21 protein-coding genes and 1 pseudogene are annotated in these 21578 nt (G+C 68.3%); 11 read left to right on the plus strand and 11 right to left on the minus strand.

The window, feature by feature from the left end; all coding sequences use genetic code 11:
• The first annotated feature begins 89 nt into the window (after positions 1 to 89).
• The 6 genes and pseudogenes from ACV229_RS30155 to ACV229_RS30180 all read left to right on the plus strand — a co-directional run bounded on the left by ACV229_RS30155 (position 90) and on the right by ACV229_RS30180 (position 3579).
• Positions 90 to 755 (plus strand): response regulator transcription factor, encoded by a 666-nt coding sequence (locus tag ACV229_RS30155; RefSeq protein WP_448086735.1) that lies wholly within the window; start codon positions 90 to 92, stop codon positions 753 to 755.
• A complete protein-coding gene (locus tag ACV229_RS30160) occupies positions 742 to 2184 on the plus strand; it encodes a sensor histidine kinase (RefSeq protein WP_448086736.1) in 1443 nt (480 codons plus the stop codon). The genes ACV229_RS30155 and ACV229_RS30160 overlap by 14 nt, the downstream gene beginning before the upstream one ends.
• Positions 2185 to 2232: 48 nt before the next feature.
• A pseudogene (locus ACV229_RS30165) lies at positions 2233 to 2415 on the plus strand (hypothetical protein); the annotation flags it as partial.
• Positions 2416 to 2775: 360 nt separating this feature from the next.
• Complete coding sequence (locus tag ACV229_RS30170) at positions 2776 to 2973, plus strand: PAAR domain-containing protein (RefSeq protein ID WP_448086737.1); 198 nt, start codon at positions 2776 to 2778, stop codon at positions 2971 to 2973.
• The gene (locus tag ACV229_RS30175; protein WP_448086738.1) at positions 2970 to 3257 is read left to right on the plus strand and encodes a hypothetical protein; all 288 of its coding nucleotides are present in this window, start codon (positions 2970 to 2972) and stop codon (positions 3255 to 3257) included. The genes ACV229_RS30170 and ACV229_RS30175 overlap by 4 nt, the downstream gene beginning before the upstream one ends.
• A 58-nt stretch (positions 3258 to 3315) precedes the next feature.
• Complete coding sequence (locus tag ACV229_RS30180) at positions 3316 to 3579, plus strand: LysR substrate-binding domain-containing protein (RefSeq protein WP_448086739.1); 264 nt, start codon at positions 3316 to 3318, stop codon at positions 3577 to 3579.
• Between the two features lie 91 nt (positions 3580 to 3670).
• Here the strand turns inward: ACV229_RS30180 and ACV229_RS30185 are convergent, their stop codons facing one another.
• Positions 3671 to 4102 (minus strand): Lrp/AsnC family transcriptional regulator, encoded by a 432-nt coding sequence (locus ACV229_RS30185; RefSeq protein ID WP_448086740.1) that lies wholly within the window; start codon positions 4100 to 4102, stop codon positions 3671 to 3673.
• A 275-nt stretch (positions 4103 to 4377) separates the two neighbouring features.
• Between ACV229_RS30185 and ACV229_RS30190 the strand changes: the two genes are divergently transcribed.
• Both ACV229_RS30190 and ctlX read left to right on the plus strand, forming a co-directional pair.
• On the plus strand, positions 4378 to 5457 hold the full coding sequence (locus tag ACV229_RS30190) for an ornithine cyclodeaminase (RefSeq protein ID WP_448086741.1): 1080 nt from the start codon (positions 4378 to 4380) through the stop codon (positions 5455 to 5457).
• A gap of 57 nt (positions 5458 to 5514) precedes the next feature.
• The gene (gene ctlX, locus ACV229_RS30195) at positions 5515 to 6459 is read left to right on the plus strand and encodes a citrulline utilization hydrolase CtlX (protein WP_448086742.1); all 945 of its coding nucleotides are present in this window, start codon (positions 5515 to 5517) and stop codon (positions 6457 to 6459) included.
• Positions 6460 to 6673: 214 nt separating this feature from the next.
• Here the strand turns inward: ctlX and ACV229_RS30200 are convergent, their stop codons facing one another.
• From ACV229_RS30200 to ACV229_RS30210, 3 genes are read right to left on the minus strand one after another with little or no spacing between them, the layout of a single operon-like run.
• Positions 6674 to 9481, minus strand: coding sequence for an Hsp70 family protein (locus ACV229_RS30200; RefSeq protein WP_448086743.1), 2808 nt, complete (start codon positions 9479 to 9481; stop codon positions 6674 to 6676).
• 5 nt (positions 9482 to 9486) lie between these two features.
• Positions 9487 to 11328, minus strand: a complete 1842-nt coding sequence (locus tag ACV229_RS30205; protein ID WP_448086744.1) for an Hsp70 family protein — start codon at positions 11326 to 11328, stop codon at positions 9487 to 9489.
• Complete coding sequence (locus ACV229_RS30210) at positions 11325 to 11918, minus strand: DUF2760 domain-containing protein (protein ID WP_448086745.1); 594 nt, start codon at positions 11916 to 11918, stop codon at positions 11325 to 11327. Before ACV229_RS30210 ends, ACV229_RS30205 begins: the two co-directional genes overlap by 4 nt.
• Here ACV229_RS30210 and ACV229_RS30215 point away from each other — a divergent pair.
• Genes ACV229_RS30215 through ACV229_RS30225 form a run of 3 tightly spaced genes read left to right on the plus strand, consistent with a single transcriptional unit; the run spans position 11917 to position 13225 of the window.
• Positions 11917 to 12393, plus strand: coding sequence for a hypothetical protein (locus tag ACV229_RS30215; RefSeq protein ID WP_448086746.1), 477 nt, complete (start codon positions 11917 to 11919; stop codon positions 12391 to 12393). The genes ACV229_RS30210 and ACV229_RS30215 overlap by 2 nt on opposite strands.
• 26 nt (positions 12394 to 12419) lie before the next feature.
• Positions 12420 to 12854 (plus strand): hypothetical protein, encoded by a 435-nt coding sequence (locus ACV229_RS30220; protein ID WP_448086747.1) that lies wholly within the window; start codon positions 12420 to 12422, stop codon positions 12852 to 12854.
• Entirely contained in the window at positions 12851 to 13225 is a 375-nt protein-coding gene (locus tag ACV229_RS30225; protein WP_448086748.1) for a HepT-like ribonuclease domain-containing protein, read from the plus strand. Before ACV229_RS30220 ends, ACV229_RS30225 begins: the two co-directional genes overlap by 4 nt.
• A gap of 118 nt (positions 13226 to 13343) precedes the next feature.
• Here ACV229_RS30225 and ACV229_RS30230 read toward each other — a convergent pair whose 3' ends face one another.
• The 7 genes from ACV229_RS30230 to ACV229_RS30260 form a co-directional block, all read right to left on the minus strand.
• Positions 13344 to 14837: an aldehyde dehydrogenase gene (locus tag ACV229_RS30230; RefSeq protein WP_448086749.1), complete on the minus strand. Its 1494-nt coding sequence runs from the start codon at positions 14835 to 14837 to the stop codon at positions 13344 to 13346.
• Positions 14838 to 14862: 25 nt separating this feature from the next.
• On the minus strand, positions 14863 to 16284 hold the full coding sequence (locus ACV229_RS30235; RefSeq protein ID WP_448086750.1) for an amidase family protein: 1422 nt from the start codon (positions 16282 to 16284) through the stop codon (positions 14863 to 14865).
• A 50-nt stretch (positions 16285 to 16334) separates the two neighbouring features.
• Positions 16335 to 16715: a cupin domain-containing protein gene (locus ACV229_RS30240; protein ID WP_448086751.1), complete on the minus strand. Its 381-nt coding sequence runs from the start codon at positions 16713 to 16715 to the stop codon at positions 16335 to 16337.
• Between the two features lie 74 nt (positions 16716 to 16789).
• Positions 16790 to 18082: an NAD(P)/FAD-dependent oxidoreductase gene (locus tag ACV229_RS30245; protein ID WP_448086752.1), complete on the minus strand. Its 1293-nt coding sequence runs from the start codon at positions 18080 to 18082 to the stop codon at positions 16790 to 16792.
• Positions 18083 to 18139: 57 nt separating this feature from the next.
• Positions 18140 to 19702 carry a DUF3138 family protein gene (locus ACV229_RS30250; protein ID WP_448086753.1) on the minus strand — a complete coding sequence of 521 codons (1563 nt, stop codon included), beginning with the start codon at positions 19700 to 19702 and terminating at the stop codon, positions 18140 to 18142.
• 38 nt (positions 19703 to 19740) lie between these two features.
• On the minus strand, positions 19741 to 20676 hold the full coding sequence (locus ACV229_RS30255) for an ABC transporter permease subunit (RefSeq protein ID WP_448086754.1): 936 nt from the start codon (positions 20674 to 20676) through the stop codon (positions 19741 to 19743).
• Positions 20673 to 21578 (minus strand): ABC transporter permease subunit (locus ACV229_RS30260; RefSeq protein WP_448086755.1); only part of this gene is annotated, 906 nt, incomplete at its 5' end. The genes ACV229_RS30255 and ACV229_RS30260, both read right to left, overlap by 4 nt.

Genomic DNA, 21578 nt, shown 5'->3' on the forward strand with positions numbered 1-21578 from the left:
TGTTCACAGGTTATCGAGCGAGTCTGAGAAAATGCTGACATCCCTTCCCCGGGAAAACCCCTAATCGAACGAATCGGCAGGACGGCATCATGCGCATTCTCGTCGTAGAGGACGACGCGGAAATCGGCGCGGCAATCCGCAGCCGCCTGACGCGGCTCGGCCACGCGGTGGACCACGAGACGGACGGCGCGACCGCGAACAGCCTGCTCGGCGTCGAACGTTTCGACCTCGTCGTGCTCGACGTGATGCTGCCCGCGATGGACGGTTTCGCGATCCTGCGCAACCTGCGCGCATCGGGCAGCACGACGCCGGTGCTGCTCGTCACCGCGCGCTCCGCGATCGACGACCGCGTGAGCGGCCTCGGGCTCGGCGCGGACGACTATCTCGTGAAGCCGTTCGACTATCGCGAACTCGACGCGCGCGTGCAGGCGCTGCTGCGCCGCAACAGCGGCCACGCGAACGACGTGCTGACGCTCGGCGGCCTCGTGATCGACCGCAGCAGCCGCCTTGCCGAACTCGACGGCAAGCCGCTGTCGCTGTCGCGCCAGGAGTTCGCGCTGCTCGAGATTCTCGCGAGCCGGCCGCAGCGGATCTTCTCGAAAGACGACTTGCTGAACCAGCTGTTCAGCTTCGGCAACGAGCCGAGCGCGAACGCAGTCGAGCAGTATGTGACGCGCGTGCGCAGGAAGCTGTCGGGCAGCTCGGTCGAGATCCGCACCGCACGCGGGATGGGGTATCAGATTGCCGCGCATTGACTGGTTCCCGAAGACGCTGTTCGGACGCACGCTGCTGTTCGTCGCGCTCGTCGTCGCGACGGGTGCGCTCGCGCTCGCGGCGATCGCGCGCTATTACGCAGGCGTCGCCGCCGAGCGCGCGTACGACCAGCTGCTCGCCGGCGCGGCGATCCAGGTCGCGGAGAACCTCTACGTGCAGGGCGGCGTGCTCGCGCTGAATCCGCCGGTTGCCGCGCTGTCGACGCTGTCGCGCTACGACCTCGTGTACTACAAGGTGGTCGACTCGCGCGGCGTCGTCGTGGCCGGCTACAACGATCTCGCGAGCCCCGCGACGCTCGCCGCCGCGAAACAGGGCCCCGCGTTCGCGAACGGCACCTACCAGCGCGAACGCATCCGGATGGCGACCATCGCGCGCTACATGCCCGAGGAGCGCACGCCCGGCTGGGCGCTCGTCACCGTCGCGCAGACGACGAACGCGCGGCAGGCGCTGACCAACGACATGAGCTTCAAGGTGTGGACGCTGATCCTCTTGATGAGCGTGCTCGCGATCGGCGCGAGCGGCCTCGCGATCCGGCGCGGGCTGCGGCCGCTCGCGCAGATCGAGACGATCATCGCCGCGCGCGATCCCGCCGACCTGCGGCCGGTGGCCGTCGATACGCCGAGCGAGATCGACGCGATCATCGGCGCGATCAACGGGCTGATGCGCCGCCTCGCGGAACGGATCGCCGCGATGCAGCGCTTCATCGCCGACGCCGCGCACCAGATGCGCACGCCGCTCGCGCGGCTCGATGCGCAGATCGAATTGCTCGGCGGCGAAACCGACGCGGCGCGCCAGGCCGCGCGGCTCGATGCGCTGCGCGCGACCTGCGCGGACGTCGGGCGCCTCACGGGCCAGTTGCTGAATCACGCAATGGTGATCCACCGTACCGAAGTCGTGCCGCTGCAGCCAGTCGAACTGGTCGGGATTGCGAAGGAAGTGCTCGGGCGCACGATCCCGCTCGCCGACGAGCGCGACGTCGCAGTCGCGTTCGACAGCAATGCGCCGCACGCGTGGATCGACGGCGACGCGATCAGCCTGCAGGAAGCGCTGTCGAACCTGCTGCACAACGCGCTGCTGCATGGGCATGCGGACGACATCGCCGTGGCGGTCGCGAGCGCGGACGATGCGGTGACACTGACTGTCACCGACAACGGACGCGGCATTCCGCGCGAGCATTGGGACGCCGCATTGCAGCCGTTCGTGCGCATCGCGCCGGACGGCACCGAACGGCGCACGGGCTCGGGGCTCGGGCTCGCGATCGTGCAGGAAGTGATGAAGGCGCACGGCGGGCGCGTCGGGTTCGCGTTTCCGCCGGCGGGCGGGTTTGCGGTGGTGCTGATGTTTCCGCGGTCGCGGGGAAGCGCGGGCGGCGCAGATACCGGTGCACCGCGCGAACGCCAAGCCGACTGACGCGTGCAGGAAGGACGCAGACGCACGATCCAGCTCGCCCGCATGCACATCGCCGCGCTCGAAGCGGTCGGGCTCACAAGCGACGAGATCCTCGACCTGTCGCATGCGGTCGCGAACTTTGCGTGGGCGAACCGGTTGATGCTGACGCTTGGGGAGCCGGTGTTTCCGGAAACGACATCGAGGGACTCAAGCCGACTCTCGACCGCCGTGCGGCTCTTCGAATCGTCATGATGTACCACTGATCTCGTCCGGACTCTTGACGAAACCTCCCCAGCAATCCAGGAACGAACCGGGAATTGCGTCAACCTGACTCAAATTCGAACTCGTCTCATTGCATTCGACTGGCGCAAACGCTCAGAATGCTCCGGCTGATACGCGTTGCCGGATGAGCAATATGCAAGAAGTTCGAACGCACCGCGCTCGCCTCGATCGTTTACACCACAGAGGTCCCGAGCATGCTTCCACAATCAAGAAAAGAAAAGGCATTTCTCCAACCCTGCTGCCGCCATTGTGTTTGTCATGACGACGACGTCTCACAACACGACTTCGTCGAAGTTGTCGCGACGTCCATGCAATTCGCAGGTGCGGACCATGCGTAAAGCCGCAGTAAGCGACGGCGATCCGACCACGACGCGCGGATCGGTCATCGCTCACACCTCTACGATCTACGATAACGGCAAGAAGGTTGCATTGGATGGCGACGAAGCGACCTGCGGCAATTGCAGCGGATCGTTCAAGATAATCGGCACCGGCAAGGGCATATCCGAAAAGAGCCGTCCAGATCAATGAGTTTCCGCTACGTCATTCTCGGAATCGTTCAGCTACTGTTCATCGCAACGTGCGGCTGGCTCCGGCGCAGAGTATGGCCGGATATAGACTTTCTCGACGGTCCCGGCGCATTGCCCCCTCTCATACAGTATTCTTTCTACTGCCTCGCTGGATGGTTTGCCACCATCGCATTCGCGATCGGATTAGCCGTGACAGACAAGCGAAACAGGTCAATGATCGTGCTGTTTCTCGTCGTTGGATTCCCGTTCATCGAGCTACTTGCATTGCTGATGTTCGCGTGGTGATAGCTGCTATGCGGGACATTCATTGCCGAACCGACCTGAACGGTCCGATTTGCACCCGATGCTGCACAACCTTGACGCGATCTGCGACGCGGCCGTGGCCGGCATGGGGCTCGCGCGGCTCGGCGTGCATCATGTGCTGCCGCATCTCGACGACGGCCGGCTCGTGCGCGTGCTCACGCACTATCCGGCGACGGCCGGCACGATCCACGTGTACTACGCGCACGCACGGCTGACGCCGCCGAAGGTCCGCGCGTTCGTCGAGTTCCTGACGGAGTCGTTTTCGCGAAGCGACTGGCGGGCGCGCGTCGACACGTTCAGTTGACGGGAATCGGCCGACGGCGACCCGTCACGCGCCGCCCGCCGTCCCAGCACGCCCCCTTGCGCATCACGCCTTGTGCGTCACGCCTTGCGCATCACGCCTTGTGCGTCGACAGCAAGATACTCGTCTCCGTATTCGCGATCCCGTCGACGAGCCGGATTGCGCCCAGCACGCGATCGAAGTGCTCGAGCGAATCCGCGTGCAGTTCCGCGACCAGATCCCAGCGCCCATTGGTGCTATGAATCGTCGCGACATTCGGATGCCCGCGCAGCACCTTGACCACTTCAGCCGCGCGGTTGCCCTGCACCGCGATCGACATCAGCGCGCGGATCCGGTGCCGTTCGGCCGCAGGCTTCAGCCGAACCGTGTAGCCGACGATCACGCCGTTCTTTTCGAGGCGCGTCAGCCGGTTCTGCACAGTCGCGCGCGCGACGCGCAACTGCTTGGCGAGCGCGACAACCGACAGCCGCGCGTTGTCGCGCAGCAATGCGATGAGCTGACGGTCGACGTCGTCGAGGGTAATCATCGGACCTGCCTTTCCTGTGAGTGGTGAGCGAGCCGCAAGCGTGCCGCGCGTCAACGCGCTTGACCAGTGGAAACTGGACACATTGCTCTATGTGGCCGTCATTTTGTGCAGTTTATCGATAAATCTGCCACATTTGCTGGCTATTTGTTGGCCGGCGTCCCGGAAATAATGTCTCTATCGCGCGGCCTGCCGTGCCGCACCCATTGCCTTGAACAGGACCGGCGTCGGCGCTCATGCGCCAACGCCGGTCGACACTCGATACAGGAGACAGACCCATGACCCGCTTCCTCGACGTTCCCGCCACCGCCCGGCTGATCGCCCAAACAGGCGTCACGCGCTTTCTGAGCGAACTCGTCGACACGCTGCACGCCGATTACCTTCGCTGGGCCGAGTTCGACAAGTCGCCGCGCGTCGCCTGCCATTCGCGCGACGGCGTGATCGAGCTGATGCCGGTCGCGAACGCGTCGCTGTTCGCGTTCAAGTACGTGAACGGCCACCCCGTCAACGCGGCGCGCGGGATGCACACGGTGATGGCGTTCGGCGCGCTCGCCGAAGTCGACACCGGCTATCCGCTGCTGCTCGCCGAACTCACGCTGACCACCGCACTGCGCACCGCCGCGACGTCGGTGCTCGCCGCGAAGGCGCTCGCGCGTCCGGATGCGCGCACGATGGCGCTGATCGGCAACGGCGCGCAGAGCGAATTCCAGGCGATCGCGTTCCATACGCTGCTCGGCATCGACGAAATCCGCGTGTTCGACGTCGACCCGCAGGCCACCGACAAACTCGTGCGGAACCTCGCCGCGTATCCGGCGCTGCGTGTCGTGCGCGCCGCGTCGACCGCCGACGCCGTGCGCGGCGCGGACATCGTGACGACCGTGACCGCCGACAAGGCGTACGCGACGATCATCACGCCCGACATGATCGAACCGGGCATGCACCTGAACGCGGTCGGCGGCGATTGCCCGGGCAAGACCGAGCTGCATGCGGACGTGCTGCGCGCAGGCCGCGTGTTCGTCGAATACGAGCCGCAATCGCGCATCGAGGGCGACATCCAGCAACTGCCGGCGGATTTCCCCGTGACCGAGCTGTGGCGCGTACTGCAGGGCGAGACGAGCGGCCGCGACAGCGCGGACCAGATCACCGTGTTCGACTCGGTCGGCTTCGCGCTCGAGGACTATTCCGCGCTGCGCTACCTGTTCACGCTCGCGCAGCACCACAACGCGGGCGTCGAGATCGCGCTGATCCCGCCGGCCGTCGATCCGAAGAACCTGTTCGCGCTGATCGACGACCCGTCCGCGATCGCGCACGGCCACGCATCCTTCGTGACCGACGCCGTCGCCGCGTTCGCGCGCTGACCCGAGCCGGCGCCGCGTGTGCGCGGCGCCGCCCTTTGCCCTTCGCCCCTGCTAGCGATGAACCTCGTATCGATTCAGGCGCCGGCCGCCGTCGTGATGATCCGGCCGCACCACTTCCTGCCGAACCCCGAAACCGCCGCCGACAACGCGTTCCAGCGCACCGCCGGCGCACGTGGCGAGCGCGAGACGCACGCGGTGTCCGCCGCCGCGCGCGATGAAGTCACGGCCGCAGCGCAAACGCTCGCCGACGCCGGCGTGCGCGTGCACGTGTTCGACGACCGCGGCGAGCGCGACACGCCCGACTCCGTGTTTCCGAACAACTGGTTTTCGACGCACCCGGGCGGACACGTCGCGCTGTATCCGATGTACAGCCCGAATCGCCGCCGCGAACGGCGCGCGGACGTGATCGAGATGCTGAAGGCCGAATACCGCGTGCAGGACGTGATCGACTATTCGGGCCTCGAATACGATGACGTGTTTCTCGAAGGCACCGGCGCAATGGTGCTCGACCACGTCGCGCGCATCGCGTACACCGCGCGCTCGCGCCGCGCCGATCCGGTCGCGCTCGAACGCTTCTGCACGCACTTCAACTTCGAGCCGATGTGCTTCGACACGGCCGACGCCGACGGCCGGCCGATCTATCACACGAACGTGATGATGAGCGTCGCGACCGAGTTCGCGCTGATCGGCCTCGACCTGATCAGTGATCCGAAGCGTCGCGACGACATCCAGCGCCGCCTGATCGAGACGGGCCGCACGGTGATCGCGCTCGACCCGTCGCAGATCGCGAACTTCGCGGGCAATGCGCTGGAACTGTCGGGGCGTGACTCGCGCGTGCTCGCGCTGTCGCGGCGCGCGTTCGACTGCCTGAGCCCGCGCCAGCGCGAGCTGATCGAGCGCTCGGCGCGGCTGCTGCCGCTCGACGTGCCGACGATCGAACTGGCCGGCGGCTCAGTGCGGTGCATGCTGGCCGGGATTCATCTCGCGCGGCGGCACGGCTGACGGTTCCGTGATTGCGCCGGCGCCTGTCGCGGCCGGCGCGCCGCTTCTTCGCATTGCGACCGAGGTATTGCGGCGACAGCGGTGGCCGCATCGCCCGATGGACTGCGGCCCGATGGTTGGCCGCCTGAAGGATCAACACCTGAAGGATCAACACCTGGGGGATCGACACCCGAGAGGTCGCCATCCGACGAACAGCCGCCCGACCGATCGCCCCTTACTCCCCCAGCAGCTTCAACCCCGCCGGCAGCGATTCGCCGAACACACGCCCCGTATCGGCCGCGTCGAGCTCGATGACCTCGCGCACCATGGCGACCCAAGTCGCCGACGCACCGGCCGCCGTGAGCCGCCGGACCACCGCGTCGCGCGTGTCGGGCGGCAGATCGCGCGACCGGTCGCCCGTCATCCGCGCGATCTGCGCGGCCGCGAACGCGGCCGGCTCCACCTGCTTCCAGTCGAGCGCGAACAGCGCATCGAGCCAGCCGCTCGCGACGTCGGCCGGCACCACGCCATGCGCACTGCCGTAGAACGGCCGGCGCGCACCGATGCGGCCGAGTGCCCACGCGCCGAGCGTGCGCTCGGCGGGCTTCTGCAGCAGCGCGATCAGCCGTTCGGCGAGCTCGATCTTGCGCTCGACCGGCAGCCGCTCGAGCGACGCAGACAACCGCGTCATGTCCGCAGGGCCGACCTTGTCGGGATCGAACGGCAGCTTGCGGCGCTTGCCGTCGGCGGGTTCGAGAAACGCGATCGCGTCGCGGACCTGTCCTTGCGCGTCGTCGTCGAGCCCGCCCGCCGCGCGCCGCCATAGTGTCCACCACTCGGACCACACCTGCGCGTCGTTCACGTACTGGATGCCGTCGTCGAACAGCGGCCATAGCTGCTCGATACGCCATGCATCGAGCGGATGCCCGAAGCCCGGACGCACGCAATAACCGGCGAGATTCAGCCATGCGCGCTCGTGGTCGGCCGAACGCCGCCGCCGCCGGGCGCGCGCGAGCAGCGCATCGAACAGTTCGCGTGCGAGCGCGACGTCCCAGTCCTCGCGCGGGCCGAGCAGTTGCTCGAGCTGCGCGCGCAGCCGGCGCGTGTCCTTCGGCGTCACGTCCGACGCGCGGCTGCCGAACGAGCGGTCGATCAGCTCGATCGCCTGGTCGAGCCGCGGATGCCGCAGCGGCGCATCCGCGTCGCCCTGAGTTGCCGTGTCGCCGCGCAGCTGGAATTCGAGCCGCCAGCGCGCTGCCGCATCGCCGGTCGCGATGCAGTGCATCTCGAGCGTGCCGACTTCAGTCAGCGACGCCGTGAGCTTTACCGGCGTCTCGCGCGTGCCGCGCGCATCCTGCCGTTCGACGACCGTCGCGATCGGCGGCAGGCGAACGAAATCGCCATCGCCGAGCGTGACCAGGTCGCCGGGCCGGTAGGCGGTATCGGCCACCGTCGACACGAGGTGAAAGCGCACCGGCTGCCCGAGCTGCAACGCGAACGTGCGCGCCTCGAGCCGGATCTCGTGGCCCGCCTCGGTGCCACGCGGCAACAGGCACACGCCGCGCGCGTCCGCGTCGCCGTCGTCGAGCACGAGGAAGTAGCTGCGCGGCGAGCCGCCGCCGATGCGCGGCGCGTGGCCCGCGCGCGCGAGGCCGTACGCGACCGCGCCGCGCGCGACCGCAATGTCCGGCTGATCGTTGTGCAGCACGTTGAGCGGCTGCCCGCGCCACGTGCCGAGCGTCTGCGCAAGGCGGCCGGCGAGCGCGCCCGCGCGGAACACGCCGCCGTTGAGCAACAGCGTGTCGGGCAGCGGGCCTTCCGCGTGCCGCGCGAGAAACGCCGCGACGTGCCGCGTGACGGCCGCATCGCTCGCATACGGCAGCCCGAACTCGACGATCGCGCTGCGCGCGCGGCGCGGCAGGTCGTCCGCTGCAACCTGCGGGAAGAAACCGTCGACGACGATCTGCTCGACTTCCTGCCGCGTCAGTTCGGCCGAGCGCGCGCCGCCGACGAGCCGGCTGCCCGCGCCGAGCAGCGTGACCGTGACCGCATCGGGCGCATCGTCGCCGAGCAGCCGCTCCTTCGCCGCGCGGCAGCGCTCGACGAGCTGCGACAGGCTCGCGGCCGACAGCCGCGCGCCGGGCTCGGTCAGGCGCGTCTCGACGAGCCGCGCGAGCGCGAGGTCCATGTTGTCGCCGCCGAGCATCAGGTGATTGCCGACGCCGATCCGCGTCAGCGCGGGTTCGCCGTCGTCGCCGACCGTCACGTCGACGAGCGTGAGGTCGGTCGTGCCGCCGCCGACGTCGCAGATCAGCACGCGCCGCGCGTCGGCGAGCGTGTCGCGCAGCGACGCGCGGTGGCGGTACAGCCAGTCGTAGAACGCGGCCTGCGGCTCTTCGAGCAGGCGCAGCGCGGGCAGCCGCGCAAGACGCGCGGCCTCGACCGTCAGCGCGCGCGCGCCGTCGTCGAACGACGCGGGCACCGTGAGGATCACGTCCTGCTCGGCGAGCAGCGCGTCCGGGAAATGCGCGTCCCACGCGTCGCGCACGTGCGCAAGATAGCTGGCGCTCGCGTCGACCGGCGACACCTTGGCGACGCCTTCGGCCGCGCCCCACGGCAGGATCGGCGCGAGCCGGTCGACCGACGCGTGCGACAGCCAGCTCTTCGCGCTCGTCACGAGCCGGCCCGGCACCTGCGCGCCGAGCGTGCGCGCGAACCGGCCGATCACGGCCGGCGGTGCGGCGGTGGCGCTCGCTGCAGGTGCCCCGCCAGCGCCAGCCGCACCCGCTGCACCCGTTCCGCCAGCCGCGCCCGTTGCGCCGGCCGCCGCAACAGCCTGCCACGGCAACTGCAGCGCGTCCGCCGGCAGCTCGCCGGGCGCCGGGTGATAGCGCACCGACGGCAGCAGCGGCTGCGCGCCGACCGCGCCCGGCCCGACGAGCTGCTCGACGTCGAACACGCGGATCGTGTCGGAGCCCGCTTCGACGTACGCGACGACCGTGTTGCTCGTGCCGAGGTCGATGCCGACCGTATAGCGCTTCATCGCGCTCAGGCGGCGCCGCGCACGTCGAACTCGACCTTCCAGCGCTCGTCGGTGCCGCTCGGGATCGCCTCGAGCTCGAGCGTGCCGGCCTCGGTCACGCGCGCGTGCAGCTTCACGGGCACGATCTCGCCGACCGAGCGGCCGTCGGCCGGCAGCGTCGCCTGGATTTCCTCGAGTTCCTGCAGCTCCTCGGGCGACCAGTAGTCGAGCAGCGTGCCGACCTGGTCCTGGCGGCGCACCGACGAACCGAAGAAACGGAAATGCACGGGCTCGCCGACGACGAGGCCGAATTCCTGCGGCGGCAGCGCCGCGTTCGTGCCTTCCTCCATCCCGAACGGCGCGACGCACAGCGCCTGCACCGGCGGTTCGAGCCCCGGCACCGCAGGCATCGCCGATTCGACCGCGACGTAGAACGCACGCGCCGTGCCGCCGCGGATCCGCACGCCGCGGCCGCGCTTCACGTAGCCGTAATACGCGGCGCCGCGCGCGACCGCGAGATCGAGGTCCGCGCCGTCGAGCAGGCGCGCGGGCGCCGAGCCTTCGGCCGCGAGCCAGCCGTTCAGCGTGTCGAGCACGCGCTGCGTCAGCAGCGACGACTTGAACACGCCGCCGTTGAACAGCACCGCGGTCGGATGCAGGAACGTCGCGCCTGCCGGCAGCGCGCGCTCGACGCCTTCGAGCGTATCGAGCGCCGCGACCTGGCGGCCGAGGAACGCCGCAAGGTGGCGCGTGATGCCCGCGTCCTGCGCATACGGCAGGCCGAGCTGCGTGAGGCCGACGCGCGCGCGGCTGATCGGGCGCGCAGCCGCGTCGACCTGCGGGAAGAAGCCTTCGAGGATCGTCTGCGTGAGTTCCGCGCGGGTCAGTTCCGTGCGGATCGAGCCGCCGATCAGCTTCGAGCCGCGGCTCGGCACGACGAGCGGCACCACGTCGGTGGACGGGTCGGACAGCAGCGTCTCCTTCGCGGCGCGGCATGCGTACGTGAGTGCGCGCAGCTGCCAAGGATCGGCCTGCGTGCCCTGCTGCGCGAGCTTGCGCGCGACGACGTGCGCGAGCGCGAGATCCATGTTGTCGCCGCCGAGCAGGATGTGCTCGCCGACCGCGACGCGATGCAGCTCGAGATTGCCGTCGCGCTCGACGACCGCGATCAGCGACAGGTCGGTCGTGCCGCCGCCGACGTCGACGCACAGGATCAGGTCGCCGACCTGCACCTGCTTGCGCCAGCCGCCCTCGCTCTTCTGGATCCAGCTGTAGAGCGCGGCCTGCGGCTCTTCGAGCAGCGTCATCCGCGCGTAGCCGGCGGCCCGCGCAGCCTCGGCGGTCAGTTCGCGCGCGGCCGGGTCGAACGATGCGGGGATCGTGACCGTCACGTCCTGGTCGGCGAACGGCGCGTCCGGATGCGCGTGGTCCCACGCTTCGCGCAGGTGCGTCAGGTAGCGGGTCGCGCTTTCGAGCGGCGACACGCGCGACACCTCGGGCGGCGCGTCGCTCGGCAGGATCGCCGCGCGGCGGTCGACGCCCGGATGGCACAGCCAGCTCTTTGCGCTCGACACGAGGCGGATCGGCGTGCCGGCGCCGCGGCTGCGCGCCATCTCGCCGACCGCGAAATTGCGCGACGCGGTCCACGGCAGCGTCAGGTCGCCCTGCGTCAGCTCGCTTTCATGCGGCAGGTAGAGGAACGACGGCAGCAGGTCGCGCGATTCGAGCGCGCCGGGCCCGGTCAGCTGCGCGATCGGCAGCACCTGCTGCGCGATCTTCTCGCCGTCGCTTGCTGCCGTGTCGACGTACGACAGCGCGCAGTGGGTCGTGCCGAGGTCGATACCGATCGAATAACGGGAATCGCTCACAGTTCCACCTCCGCCGGTGCGACCACGGACGCATCGTGGCTGCCGGTCAGCTTCGGCAGGCGCACGTCGGACACGCGCCAGCCGCGATGACTGACGGTGCCGGTGAACGGCGCCGCGCCGACGACGTTACCCGTCACGCGCACGGCCGTTGCATCGAAACCGGCCGGCAGCGTCACGCGGCTGCCCTCGGCCTCGTCGCGCACCGGGACGATCGTGAAGTGCTCGCGCAGCGCGGCGCGGCAGCCGTCGTGCACGAGGCGCGCGGCCGCGCCGATATCGGCGTCCGCATAGCCGGCGATGTCTTCCTCGACGAAATCGATGAAGCGCGCATCGCGCTGCAGCAGGCCGAGCAGCTGCAGCGCGGCCTGCGGGCTCGCTTCGCGCAGTTCGGGCGCGGCGGCTTTCACCGGCGCCGGAGCGGGCGCAGGCGTCGGCACCGGCGCGGCGGCGGGTGCCGGCTGCGCGGCAACGGGCGCGCCGTCGCGCACGCGCAGCACGCCGGCGGCGAACTCGCGGTTGCCGAGCACGGAGAAGAACGTGCCGACGGCAAGCGACAGCCGGCCGAAGAAGGACAGGTTGGATTCGGGCATGTGGCTTGGACTCCTGTGGGCTCGCGACGCGGCGAGCAAGCTTGTCTGGGCGGCGGGCACGGGGCGCGCGGACACTCGCGCAGCGCCGGCCGGGCGCGCCATTCCAGCCCCCTCGCGGGGGCGCAAAACCCGTATTTTGCCCTGTGGCGGGCGAATGGTGCGGAAGTTGGGGGACAGAACAACCGGCGGACGCGAAAAAACGGGCTGGCCGCGCGTCGCGGGGACGGCCCGAGGTTTGGCAATCCGGAGCGAAATCCGGCCCATGCCGCAGCGGCTACGGAACCTGGATGGCGTACCGCAGCGCAGCACGGCGGGCGGCAAGTGGATGAGCGATGACGTCTACGCGCGAGTCGCGAGCAAGAACAAGCACGTCCATATAGTCGAAGGCGCGAACTACATGTCGCTGTGCGACGTGCCGCAGTATGTGGATGAAGCGGCGGCGACGCTCGCGCCGTTTTCCAAGGAAAACCTGTAACGCGTGGTGCGACGCAGGAAGAAGCGGTGCTGGCCGATAACCGCAGCGACCGGATCTGGCCATTCGGCGGACTGGTCGATTCTGTCAGGGCTGCTCATAATCGAACCGTCAGCACAACTCTGACACTTCACATCAAGTTCGATCGAGAAACCCTGAAAGGAGCGAAGATGCCCATTCCAATTGCGTTGTTGCGCCAACATGCGTCCGCTATCCGCGAGATCGTGTCGGCACGCCGTTTCACAAACCCGCGCGTCGTGGATTACGACGACCCCGACTACGATGTGACGCTCCTGCTCGAGCCGGTCGGAGGCGCGACGCTCTTCGATATCAGCAGGGTGATGATCAACATCGAGGAGAAGCTCGGACTGAAAGCGTTCGTCGTGACGGACGACGATTACGACATCACGGTGAAGCGTCGCGGCTTTCGTCCGCCGATCAGCCCGCTACCGGAAAACGAATGAGGACGGGCATCGAGTTTTGCGGCGACATCCGGTTCTCGATCGAATGCATCGCGCAGTACCTTGGAACACAGCTGGTTCGCGGGTTCGCTGGTTTCGTGCGGAAAGAGCAGGACGCAGCGTGTTACCGTCTGCTGATCATCGGCGAAGCGGCCAAGCGCCTGATTGCGCGCCACCCGGACGGCATCGAGCAGGTCTCGACGAACGAATACGACCTGCTCGCCAACCTGACGGAGGCTGCGAGGATGCGCGACCGGATGATCCACCGCTTCTGGGATACCAATTACCGCACAGTGTTTGAGACAATCTGTAACGATTTGCCGAAGCTCACGGGCTACATCAATCGTCTCGGCGCGACCCTGGCACACGCCTGATCCCGCGGCGACACCTTCGCGCTCGAATGCACCGACGGACTTTTCTGCATCGTCGCCTGTACTGGGCCGTTCGATCCTTTCTCAACGATCGAACGGCCGCGTTCCAACGGCAACGCCCCTACCCCAGCCGTACGATCGTCGACTTCAGCTCCGTGTACTTGTCGATCGCGTGCAACGACTTGTCGCGGCCGTTGCCCGACTGCTTGTAGCCGCCGAACGGGAAGCTCATGTCGCCGCCGCCTTCGCCGTAGCAATTGACCCAGACGGTTCCCGCCCGCAGGCGCCTCGCCACCTCGTGCGCCGTCGTCAGGCTGCCGGACCAGACGGCCGCCGCGAGCCCGTATTCGGTGTCGTTCGCGATCCGCACCGCATCGTCGACATCATCGAATTCGATCACCGACAGCACCGGCCCGAAGATTTCCTCGCGGGCCACCTTCGCATCCGGCCTGACCTCGAACACGGTCGGCTCCACGTAGAAGCCGCCGGTTTCCTCCCGAACCCGCGAGCCGCCCGTCACGAGCCGCCCTTCGTTGCGCCCCGCAGCGATGTACCCCATCACGCGATCGAGCTGGACGTGGTCGACGATCGCCCCCATCGTCACCGACGGATCGAGCGGATGCCCGGGCGCATAGCTTCGCGCGGCATCGGCAACCCGCGCGACGAACGCGTCCTTGATGTCGCGATGCACGAGCAGACGCGAACCCGCGGTACACACCTCGCCCATGTTGAAGAAGATCGCGTCTGCCGCCGCCTTCGCCGCGCGATCGAGATCGGGACAATCGGGCAGCACGATGTTCGGCGACTTGCCGCCGAGCTCGAGCCACACGCGCTTCAGGTTCGATTGCGCGGCGCAGGCCAGGATCTGCTGCCCGGTGCGCGTCGACCCGGTGAACGCGATGCAGTCGACGTCGCGATGCAGCGCGAGCAGCCTGCCCGGCTCGGCGCCGCCCGGCACGACGTTGAATACGCCGGGCGGCACGCCTGCGTCGTGCGCGAGCTGCGCGACACGAAGCGCGGTCAGCGGCGATTTCTCCGACGGCTTGAGCACCACGCTGTTGCCGGCGGCCAGCGCCGGCGCGAACTTCCACGCGGCCATCAGCAGCGGAAAATTCCACGGCACCACCGCGGCGACGACGCCGACCGGCTCGCGCGTGACGAGCCCGACGAGATGACGATCGGCCGGCGCGACCTCGCCGCCGACCTTGTCGATCGCCTCCGCATACCATTCGACGCAATGCGCGGCGGCCGGCACGTCGATCGCCGTCGTGTCGCCGATCGGCTTGCCCGCGTCGAGCGTCTCGAGCAGCGCCAGCTCGTCGAGATGCTCGCGCATCAGCCCGGCCCAGCGCAGCAGCACGGCCTTGCGGTCGCGCGGATTCATGCCGGCCCAGACGCCTGCGTCGAATGCGCGGCGGGCCGCCGCCACGGCCGCGTCGACGTCGGCCTCGCCACAGTCGGCAACCTGTGCGAGCACACGGCCGTCGATCGGGCTGACGCAGGCAAAGGTCCTGTCGTTTCGCGCGCCATGCAGCTTGCCGTCGATGAATGCGCGTCCGTCGATTTCGAGCGACGCGGCCCCGGCCTGCCAATCTTCAAACGTTTTATCGTTCATCTGGATTTCCATTGGAAGTGACGCATCACGCCGCGGCAACCGGATCGATCGGCGTAAAGACGCCCGCGCGCGCCTCGATCGCCTCGCCGGCGGCAAGGCACAGCGCCTCCTGGAAGCGTCCGGCGACGAGCTGCACGCCCGTCGGTACGCCATCGCGCACGCCGGTCGGCACCGACAGCCCCGGCAGCCCGAGCAGCGCGGTCGCGAGCAGCGGCCCCTGCATGTCGAGAATGTGACGCACGGCGGCGTCGCCGTGCTGGTCCGCGTCGATCGAGAAAGGCCGCGCACACGACACGGGCATCAACAGCAGCGGATAGCGTTCAAAGAACTGCTGCCAGTCCCGCAGCAAGCCGGTCCGCCGCGCGAGACCGTTCATGTAGCCGGCCAGGTCGAGCGGCGCGGCCAGGCGGCGCTGGCTCGCGAACGCGGTCCGGATCGTGGCGTCGCCGTGCTGCATGATCACGTCGCCGAGCCCGGCGCCCGCTTCGTTGGTCACGAGATCCAGCCACAGTGCGCAGGCTTCGTCGATCCGCGGCGGCACCGCTTCCTCGACGATGCAGCCCGCGTCTTCGAGCCAGCGCGCGGCCTGCCGGGTCGCGTCGACGACCACCCCGTCGGAGCGGACGCCCGGCAGCTCCGTACACACCGCGACGCGCGCGGGAAAGGTCGGCGCAGGCGCGCGGCCGGCCGGCGCGACCGGCATCCACCACGCATCGCGCGCGTCGCCGCCCGCCATCGCATCGAGCGCGATCCGCAGGTCGCCGACCGTTCTCGCGAGCGGCCCCTGCACGGATGCGAGCTGCACCGCGAGCGTCCGGTCCTTCGACTGCGTCGGGTTGTACGCAGGCACGCGCCCGCCGCTCGGCCGCAGCCCCGCGACGCCGCACGCGTACGCCGGATAGCGGATCGAGCCGCCCAGATCGTTGCCGTGCGCGATCGCGCCGATCCCGGCGGCGACCGCCGCCGCGGCGCCGCCGCTGGAACCGCCGGGCGTCAGCTGCGGATTCCACGGATTCGCGGTGCGGCCGTGCAGGTCGTTGTCGGTGAACCAGCGATACGAAAACGCCGGCGCGTTGCTGCGCCCGATCACGATCGCGCCAGCCTTGCGCAGGTTCGCGACGACCGGGCTGTCGTCGTGCGCGAGCAGGTCCTTGAACGCGGTCACGCCGTTCGTGGTCGCGCACCCGACCGTGTCGACGTTGATCTTCACCGTCACCGGTACCCCGTGCAGCGGGCCGACAGGCTCGCCCCGCGCGATCGCCGCATCGGCTTGCGCTGCCGCATGCAACGCGCTGTCGGCGAGCACGTCGACGATCGCGTTGATGGCGGGATTCACCTGCTCGAGCCGCTGCAGGCAGCTCCGCGTGAGTTCCGTCGACGACACGTCGCGCCGCGCGACGCGCTCGACCATTTCAACCGCGCTCAGGCGCCACAACTGTTGAGTCATCTGATGCTCCTCGTTGATCTCGATGATTGACGTAACCTGCCGGACCCGCGCTACGCGAGCGACGTCCCGGCCTGCGGTGCGTGCGACGCGTAGATCTTGCGGCACGCCTCGACGACTTCCCAGGTGCCGCGAAAGCCCGGCGGAATCACGAAGCGATCGCCGGCGCGCAGCACACGCTCGTTGCCGTTGCTGTCGCGCACGATCGCGACGCCGCTCAGCATTTCACAGTATTCGGATTCGTCGTACTCGATGGTCCAGCGGCCGGGCGTGCACTCCCAGATGCCGCAACTGAACTGCCCGCACGGGCTGATGTAGTGACGCGTGAGCGTCTGCATCGGATTGCCGGCCAGCAGCAGTCCGCGCGGCACGCGGCTCTGGATCAGCTCGGCCGGGTCCTGTATCAGGTCGACGAGATTCGTGATGTCCGTCATGTACGCCTCCAGCGTATGCAAAGTTCGATGAAGTTCGGGTATCGCGTGGCCGGCCAGCGCCTGTTCACGCGGGTTCAAAGCACATCCATCATCCGGTGCCACGCCATCGCGAGCATCAGCATCGGCGTGCGCAGCAGCGGCCCGCCCGGGAAATCGCGGTGGCGGATCCGGCCGAACAGGTCGAAGCGGCCGGCCTGCGCATCGATCGCTTCCGCGATCAGACGGCCCGCGAGCCCCGTGACGTTGACGCCGTGTCCGGAGAATCCCTGCGCGAAGTACACGGTCGGTTCGAGCCGGCCGAAATGCGGCGCGCGGTTCATCGTCGCGTCGATGACGCCGCCCCAGGCATAGTCGATCCGCGCGTCGGCCAGTTGCGGAAACGTCTTCAGCATGTCGCACCGCATCGCGGCGGCGAGATCGCGCGGCGTGCTCATCGAGCTGCTCGCCTTGCCGCCCCAAAGCAGCCGGCGGTCCTTCGACAGCCGGAAATAGTCGAGCGCTGCATTGCAGTCGCAGATCGCCGCGCCGGCCGGCATCGCGTCATCCGCCCGCGCATCGCCGAGCGGCTCGGTCGCGATCAGGTACGTCGCCACCGGCATGATCTTGCGTGCGAGCGCCGGTGCGAGCCGGCCGAGATACGCGTTGCCGGCGAGCACGACGTAGCGCGCATCCACCTGTCCGCGCGCACACGCCACCTGATGGCCGCTCGCGGTCTTGCGGATCGCTTGCGCACGCGTGTCTTCGTGGATCGTCACGCCCGCTTCGCGCGCCACGCGCGCAAGGCCGAGCGTGTAGTTGAGCGGATGCAGATGGCCGCTGCCCGCGTGGTAGAGCCCGCCGAGGTAGCGGTCCGACGCGACGAAGCGATGCATGTCACCGCGCTCGACAAAGTCGTACGCGCGATAGCCGAAGCGCGACGCGGCCGTATCGCGCCATGCGCGCAGCGCGTCGACATGGCGCGGCTTGTTCGCGGCGGTCAGGTAGCCGAACGTCAGGTCGCAATCGATCCGGTGCTTGGCCACCCGCTCCCGGACGATGTCGACCGATTCCAGCCCCATCGCCCATACGCGCCGCACGTCCTCTTCCGGCATGTATGGCGAGAACGTATCGATGTCGCATGCATAGCCGGCGATCAGCTGGCCGCCATTCCGTCCGCTTGCGCCCCAGCCGATCTTCGACGCCTCGACGAGCACGACCGAATGGCCGCGCTCCGCGAGCTCGAGCGCGGCGGACAGGCCCGTGAGCCCCCCGCCGATCACGCAGACGTCGGCGGAAACCGTCGCATCGAGCGGCGGGTGACGGGTGCGGTCGTTCGCGGTGGCCGCGTAGTACGACGGAGCGTGTGCCTGGTTTTCGAACTTGAGCATGGATAGGATTCGCGAGCGGCGCCGGCCCGGCCTTCGCGGCCCGACGCCTGCGTCGCATCAGAACGAGTAGATGAGTTGCGTCGCCAGCAGGTCGTTCGACTTCCCGTACGACCCGTCGTGACGCAGGAAGACCTTGTTGCTCGCCCAGTCGTGGCGATACTCGACCTTCACCGTCACTTGCTGCGTCGGATAGAACAGCAGGTCGAACGCAGCAGCCTGCCTGGTCGCCCCCTTGCATTCGAAGCCGACACCGCCGTTCGCCTTCGACATCGCGAGGCAATCGGCGTCGATGCCGAAACCGTTGGACGGATCCATCCCGTTGCCGTTCAGGCCGATCGACGACCCGCCGCCGCCGTTCTTGCGGTTGACGAGCAGGTCGTAGCGCAGCGTCGCGCCCATGCGCCCGACCACCGGCGCGTTGAACTTGCGATGCGCGAGCAGCGACAGCCCGAACCATTGCGCGAGCCCGCCGTTGAACGCGCCGTGCTGCTGCTGGCCGTAGTCGACCTCCGCGTTGTACTGCGCGTCGGCCAGCGTATAGGTCGCGTCCGCTTCGCCGAAGAAGAACGCGCCGTAGGCACTCGGCGCATTGCCGCCGACACCGTACCGTACGCTGCCGGTCGCCGGATCGAACGCGCTCGGCAGCGTCTGGCGGCCGATGTTGATCGAGCCGCCGACGTCGAGCGCGCTGCCGTGCATGTAGTCGACGCGCGCGGTGAAGGTCGGCACCTTGTTGCTCGTCGAGATCGGGTCGCCGAACGCGTTGACGCCAATCTGCGTGACCGCGCCCGCGCTGCGGAACTGCTCGTTGCCGACGAAGAACTTCCACGCCCAGTGGCCGTCCGCGCTCTGATAGTTGACGCCCGCGCCGATCGACGAGCCCGGATCGGAAAAGTCGTACAGCAGGTTGTGCGTCAACGTCAGCATCTGGTTCGACTGCTGGTACTCGTAGCCGCCGAAGCCGAGCACGAGCCCGCCGACGAACGCGGTCGTGCCCGACAGCGGCACCGTGACGACCGCGGTGTTCACGATATCGAGGCCGCTCGCGCCGCTCCCCGTCATCATCGACAGGCCCGCGCCGCGATTCGGCATCAGCGTGATTTCCGCAGACGGCGCGGTCGGGCCGACGCCGAACGTCTTCTTGATGTCGAGGAACACGTCGCCGAACGTGCTGTTGTAGTACGTGTATGCGTTCTCGTGGTTCGCGAACTGGAACGACGACGTGCCGGCGCCGCGGTTATACAGGTAGGTCGGATCGAGATAACCCGTGACCGACAGCCCCGCGATCGGGCCGGTGCGGGCCGCGTCGGTCAGCGCATCGACCTTCAGCTGCTGGTTCGCGACCTGCTGCTTCATCTCGGTGAGGTCGTCGTTGGTGAGCACCGCCTGCGCCTGGCCGTAGCCCGGCGACGACGGATCGCCAGCGGTCGCGCTCGCCGGCGCCGGTGCGGCCGCTGCGGCGGCAGACTTCGCGCCGAGTTGCGCCTGCATCGCCTTCATCTGCTGCTGCAGTGCGACGATCTGCGCCTGCAGCGCCTTGATCTGCTCGCCGGTCGGACTCGCTGCGGCCAGCGCCGGGAGCGCTCCTGCCACCAGCGCGCAGAGCAACCTCTTCTTCATGGAAAGTCTCCTTGTGATGCGTCTCGTCTTGTCGTTGGTCACTTCGATGGATGCGGTGCGGGGTCGGCCCGAAGAGCCGGGCTCGCCCGGTGTGCGTACTGGGGAGCAGCGGCGGCGATCGGCTCGCCGGCCGGCTCGGACGCCGCGAGCCACGCGCGCGCGTCGCGCGCCTGCCTGCGCTCGCGGGCCAGCATCGCGCGGTTCACGACGACGACGCCGATCGTCACGACCGTGATGAACATCGTCGCGAGCGCATTCATTTCGGGATTGAGTCCGAGCCGCACGCGCGAGAACACGACGAGCGGCAGCGTCGTCGAGCCCGGGCCGGACAGGAACGCGGACAGGATCACGTCGTCGATCGACACCGTGAATGCGAGCAGCCAGCCGGACACCAGCGCCTGCGCGATCAGCGGCAGCGTGATCACGAAGAACACCTTCAGCGGCTTCGCGCCGAGGTCGAGCGCCGCTTCCTCGATCGAGCGGTCGAGCTCCTTCACGCGCGACTGCACGATGATCGCGACGAACGACAGGCACAGCATCACGTGGCCGATCCAGATCGTCAGCAAGCCGCGCCCGGCCGGCCAGCCGAACAGCTGCTGCATCGCGACGAACAGCAGCAGCAGCGAGATCCCCTGGATCACTTCCGGAATCACGAGCGGCGCGTTGATCATCGCCGCATAGAACGTGAAGCCGCGAAAGCGCCCCATGCGGGCCAGCACGAAGCCGGCCCAGGTGCCGATCGCGACCGACGCGGTGGCGGTCAGCAGCGCGATCTTCAGCGACAGCCATGCGGCCGTCAGCAGCTCGTCGTCGTGCAGCAGCGCGCCGTACCAGCGCAGCGAGAAGCCGGACCAAACTGTCACGAGCTTCGACGCGTTGAACGAATACACGACGAGGCTGACGATCGGGACATACAGGAACAGGAAGCCCGCGGTCAGCACGCCGGCCGACAGGATGCGATTCGCCTTGATCATTTGCGGCCCTCCCCGTCGGCCTGGTAGCGATGGAGGACCGCCATCGGCACGAGCAGCAGCAGCACCATCGACACCGTCACCGCGGAGGCCATCGGCCAGTCCATGTTGTTGAAGAACTCGTCCCACATCACGCGGCCGAGCATCAGCGTGTTCGCGCCGCCGAGCAGTTCCGGAATCACGTATTCGCCGACCGCCGGAATGAACACCAGCAGGCTGCCCGCGATGATCCCGTTCTTCGACAGCGGCAGCGTGATGCGCCAGAACGCGGACCACGGCGTGGCGCCCAGGTCGCAGGCGGCTTCGAGCAACGTGAGGTCCATCTTCACGAGATGCGCGTACAGCGGCATCACCATGAACGGCAGGTACGAATAGACCATCCCGATGTAGACGCCGGTATCGGTGTGGTACAGGCGCAGCGGCGCCGCGATCAGGCCGAGCGCCGACAGCGCGTGGTTCAGCAGGCCGTCGTCCTTCATGATCCCGACCCACGCGTACACGCGGATCAGGAACGACGTCCAGAACGGCAGCATCACGCCCATCATCAGCAGGTTGCGGCGTGCCGGCGCCGAGCGGGCGATGAAGTACGCGATCGGATAGCCGGACAGCAAGCACATCAGCGTCGAGCGCGCGGCCATCTTCAGCGAGCTGACGTACGTGTTCAGGTAGAGGTCGTCGTGCAGCAACAGCGCGTAGTGCTTCAGCGACAGCACGACGTGCACCATTCCCGCTTCCATACGCGCCAGAGGCGTATAGGGAGGAATGCCAAGCATCAGGTCCGCGAAGCTGATCTTCAGCACCAGCACGAACGGCACCGCGAAGAAGATCGTCAGCCACAGGAACGGCACGCCGATCGCGACGCTGCGCCCGGACGGCAGGAAGCGCGACAGCACCGCGAACCGGCT

Source organism: Burkholderia sp. MR1-5-21, assembly GCF_053427715.1.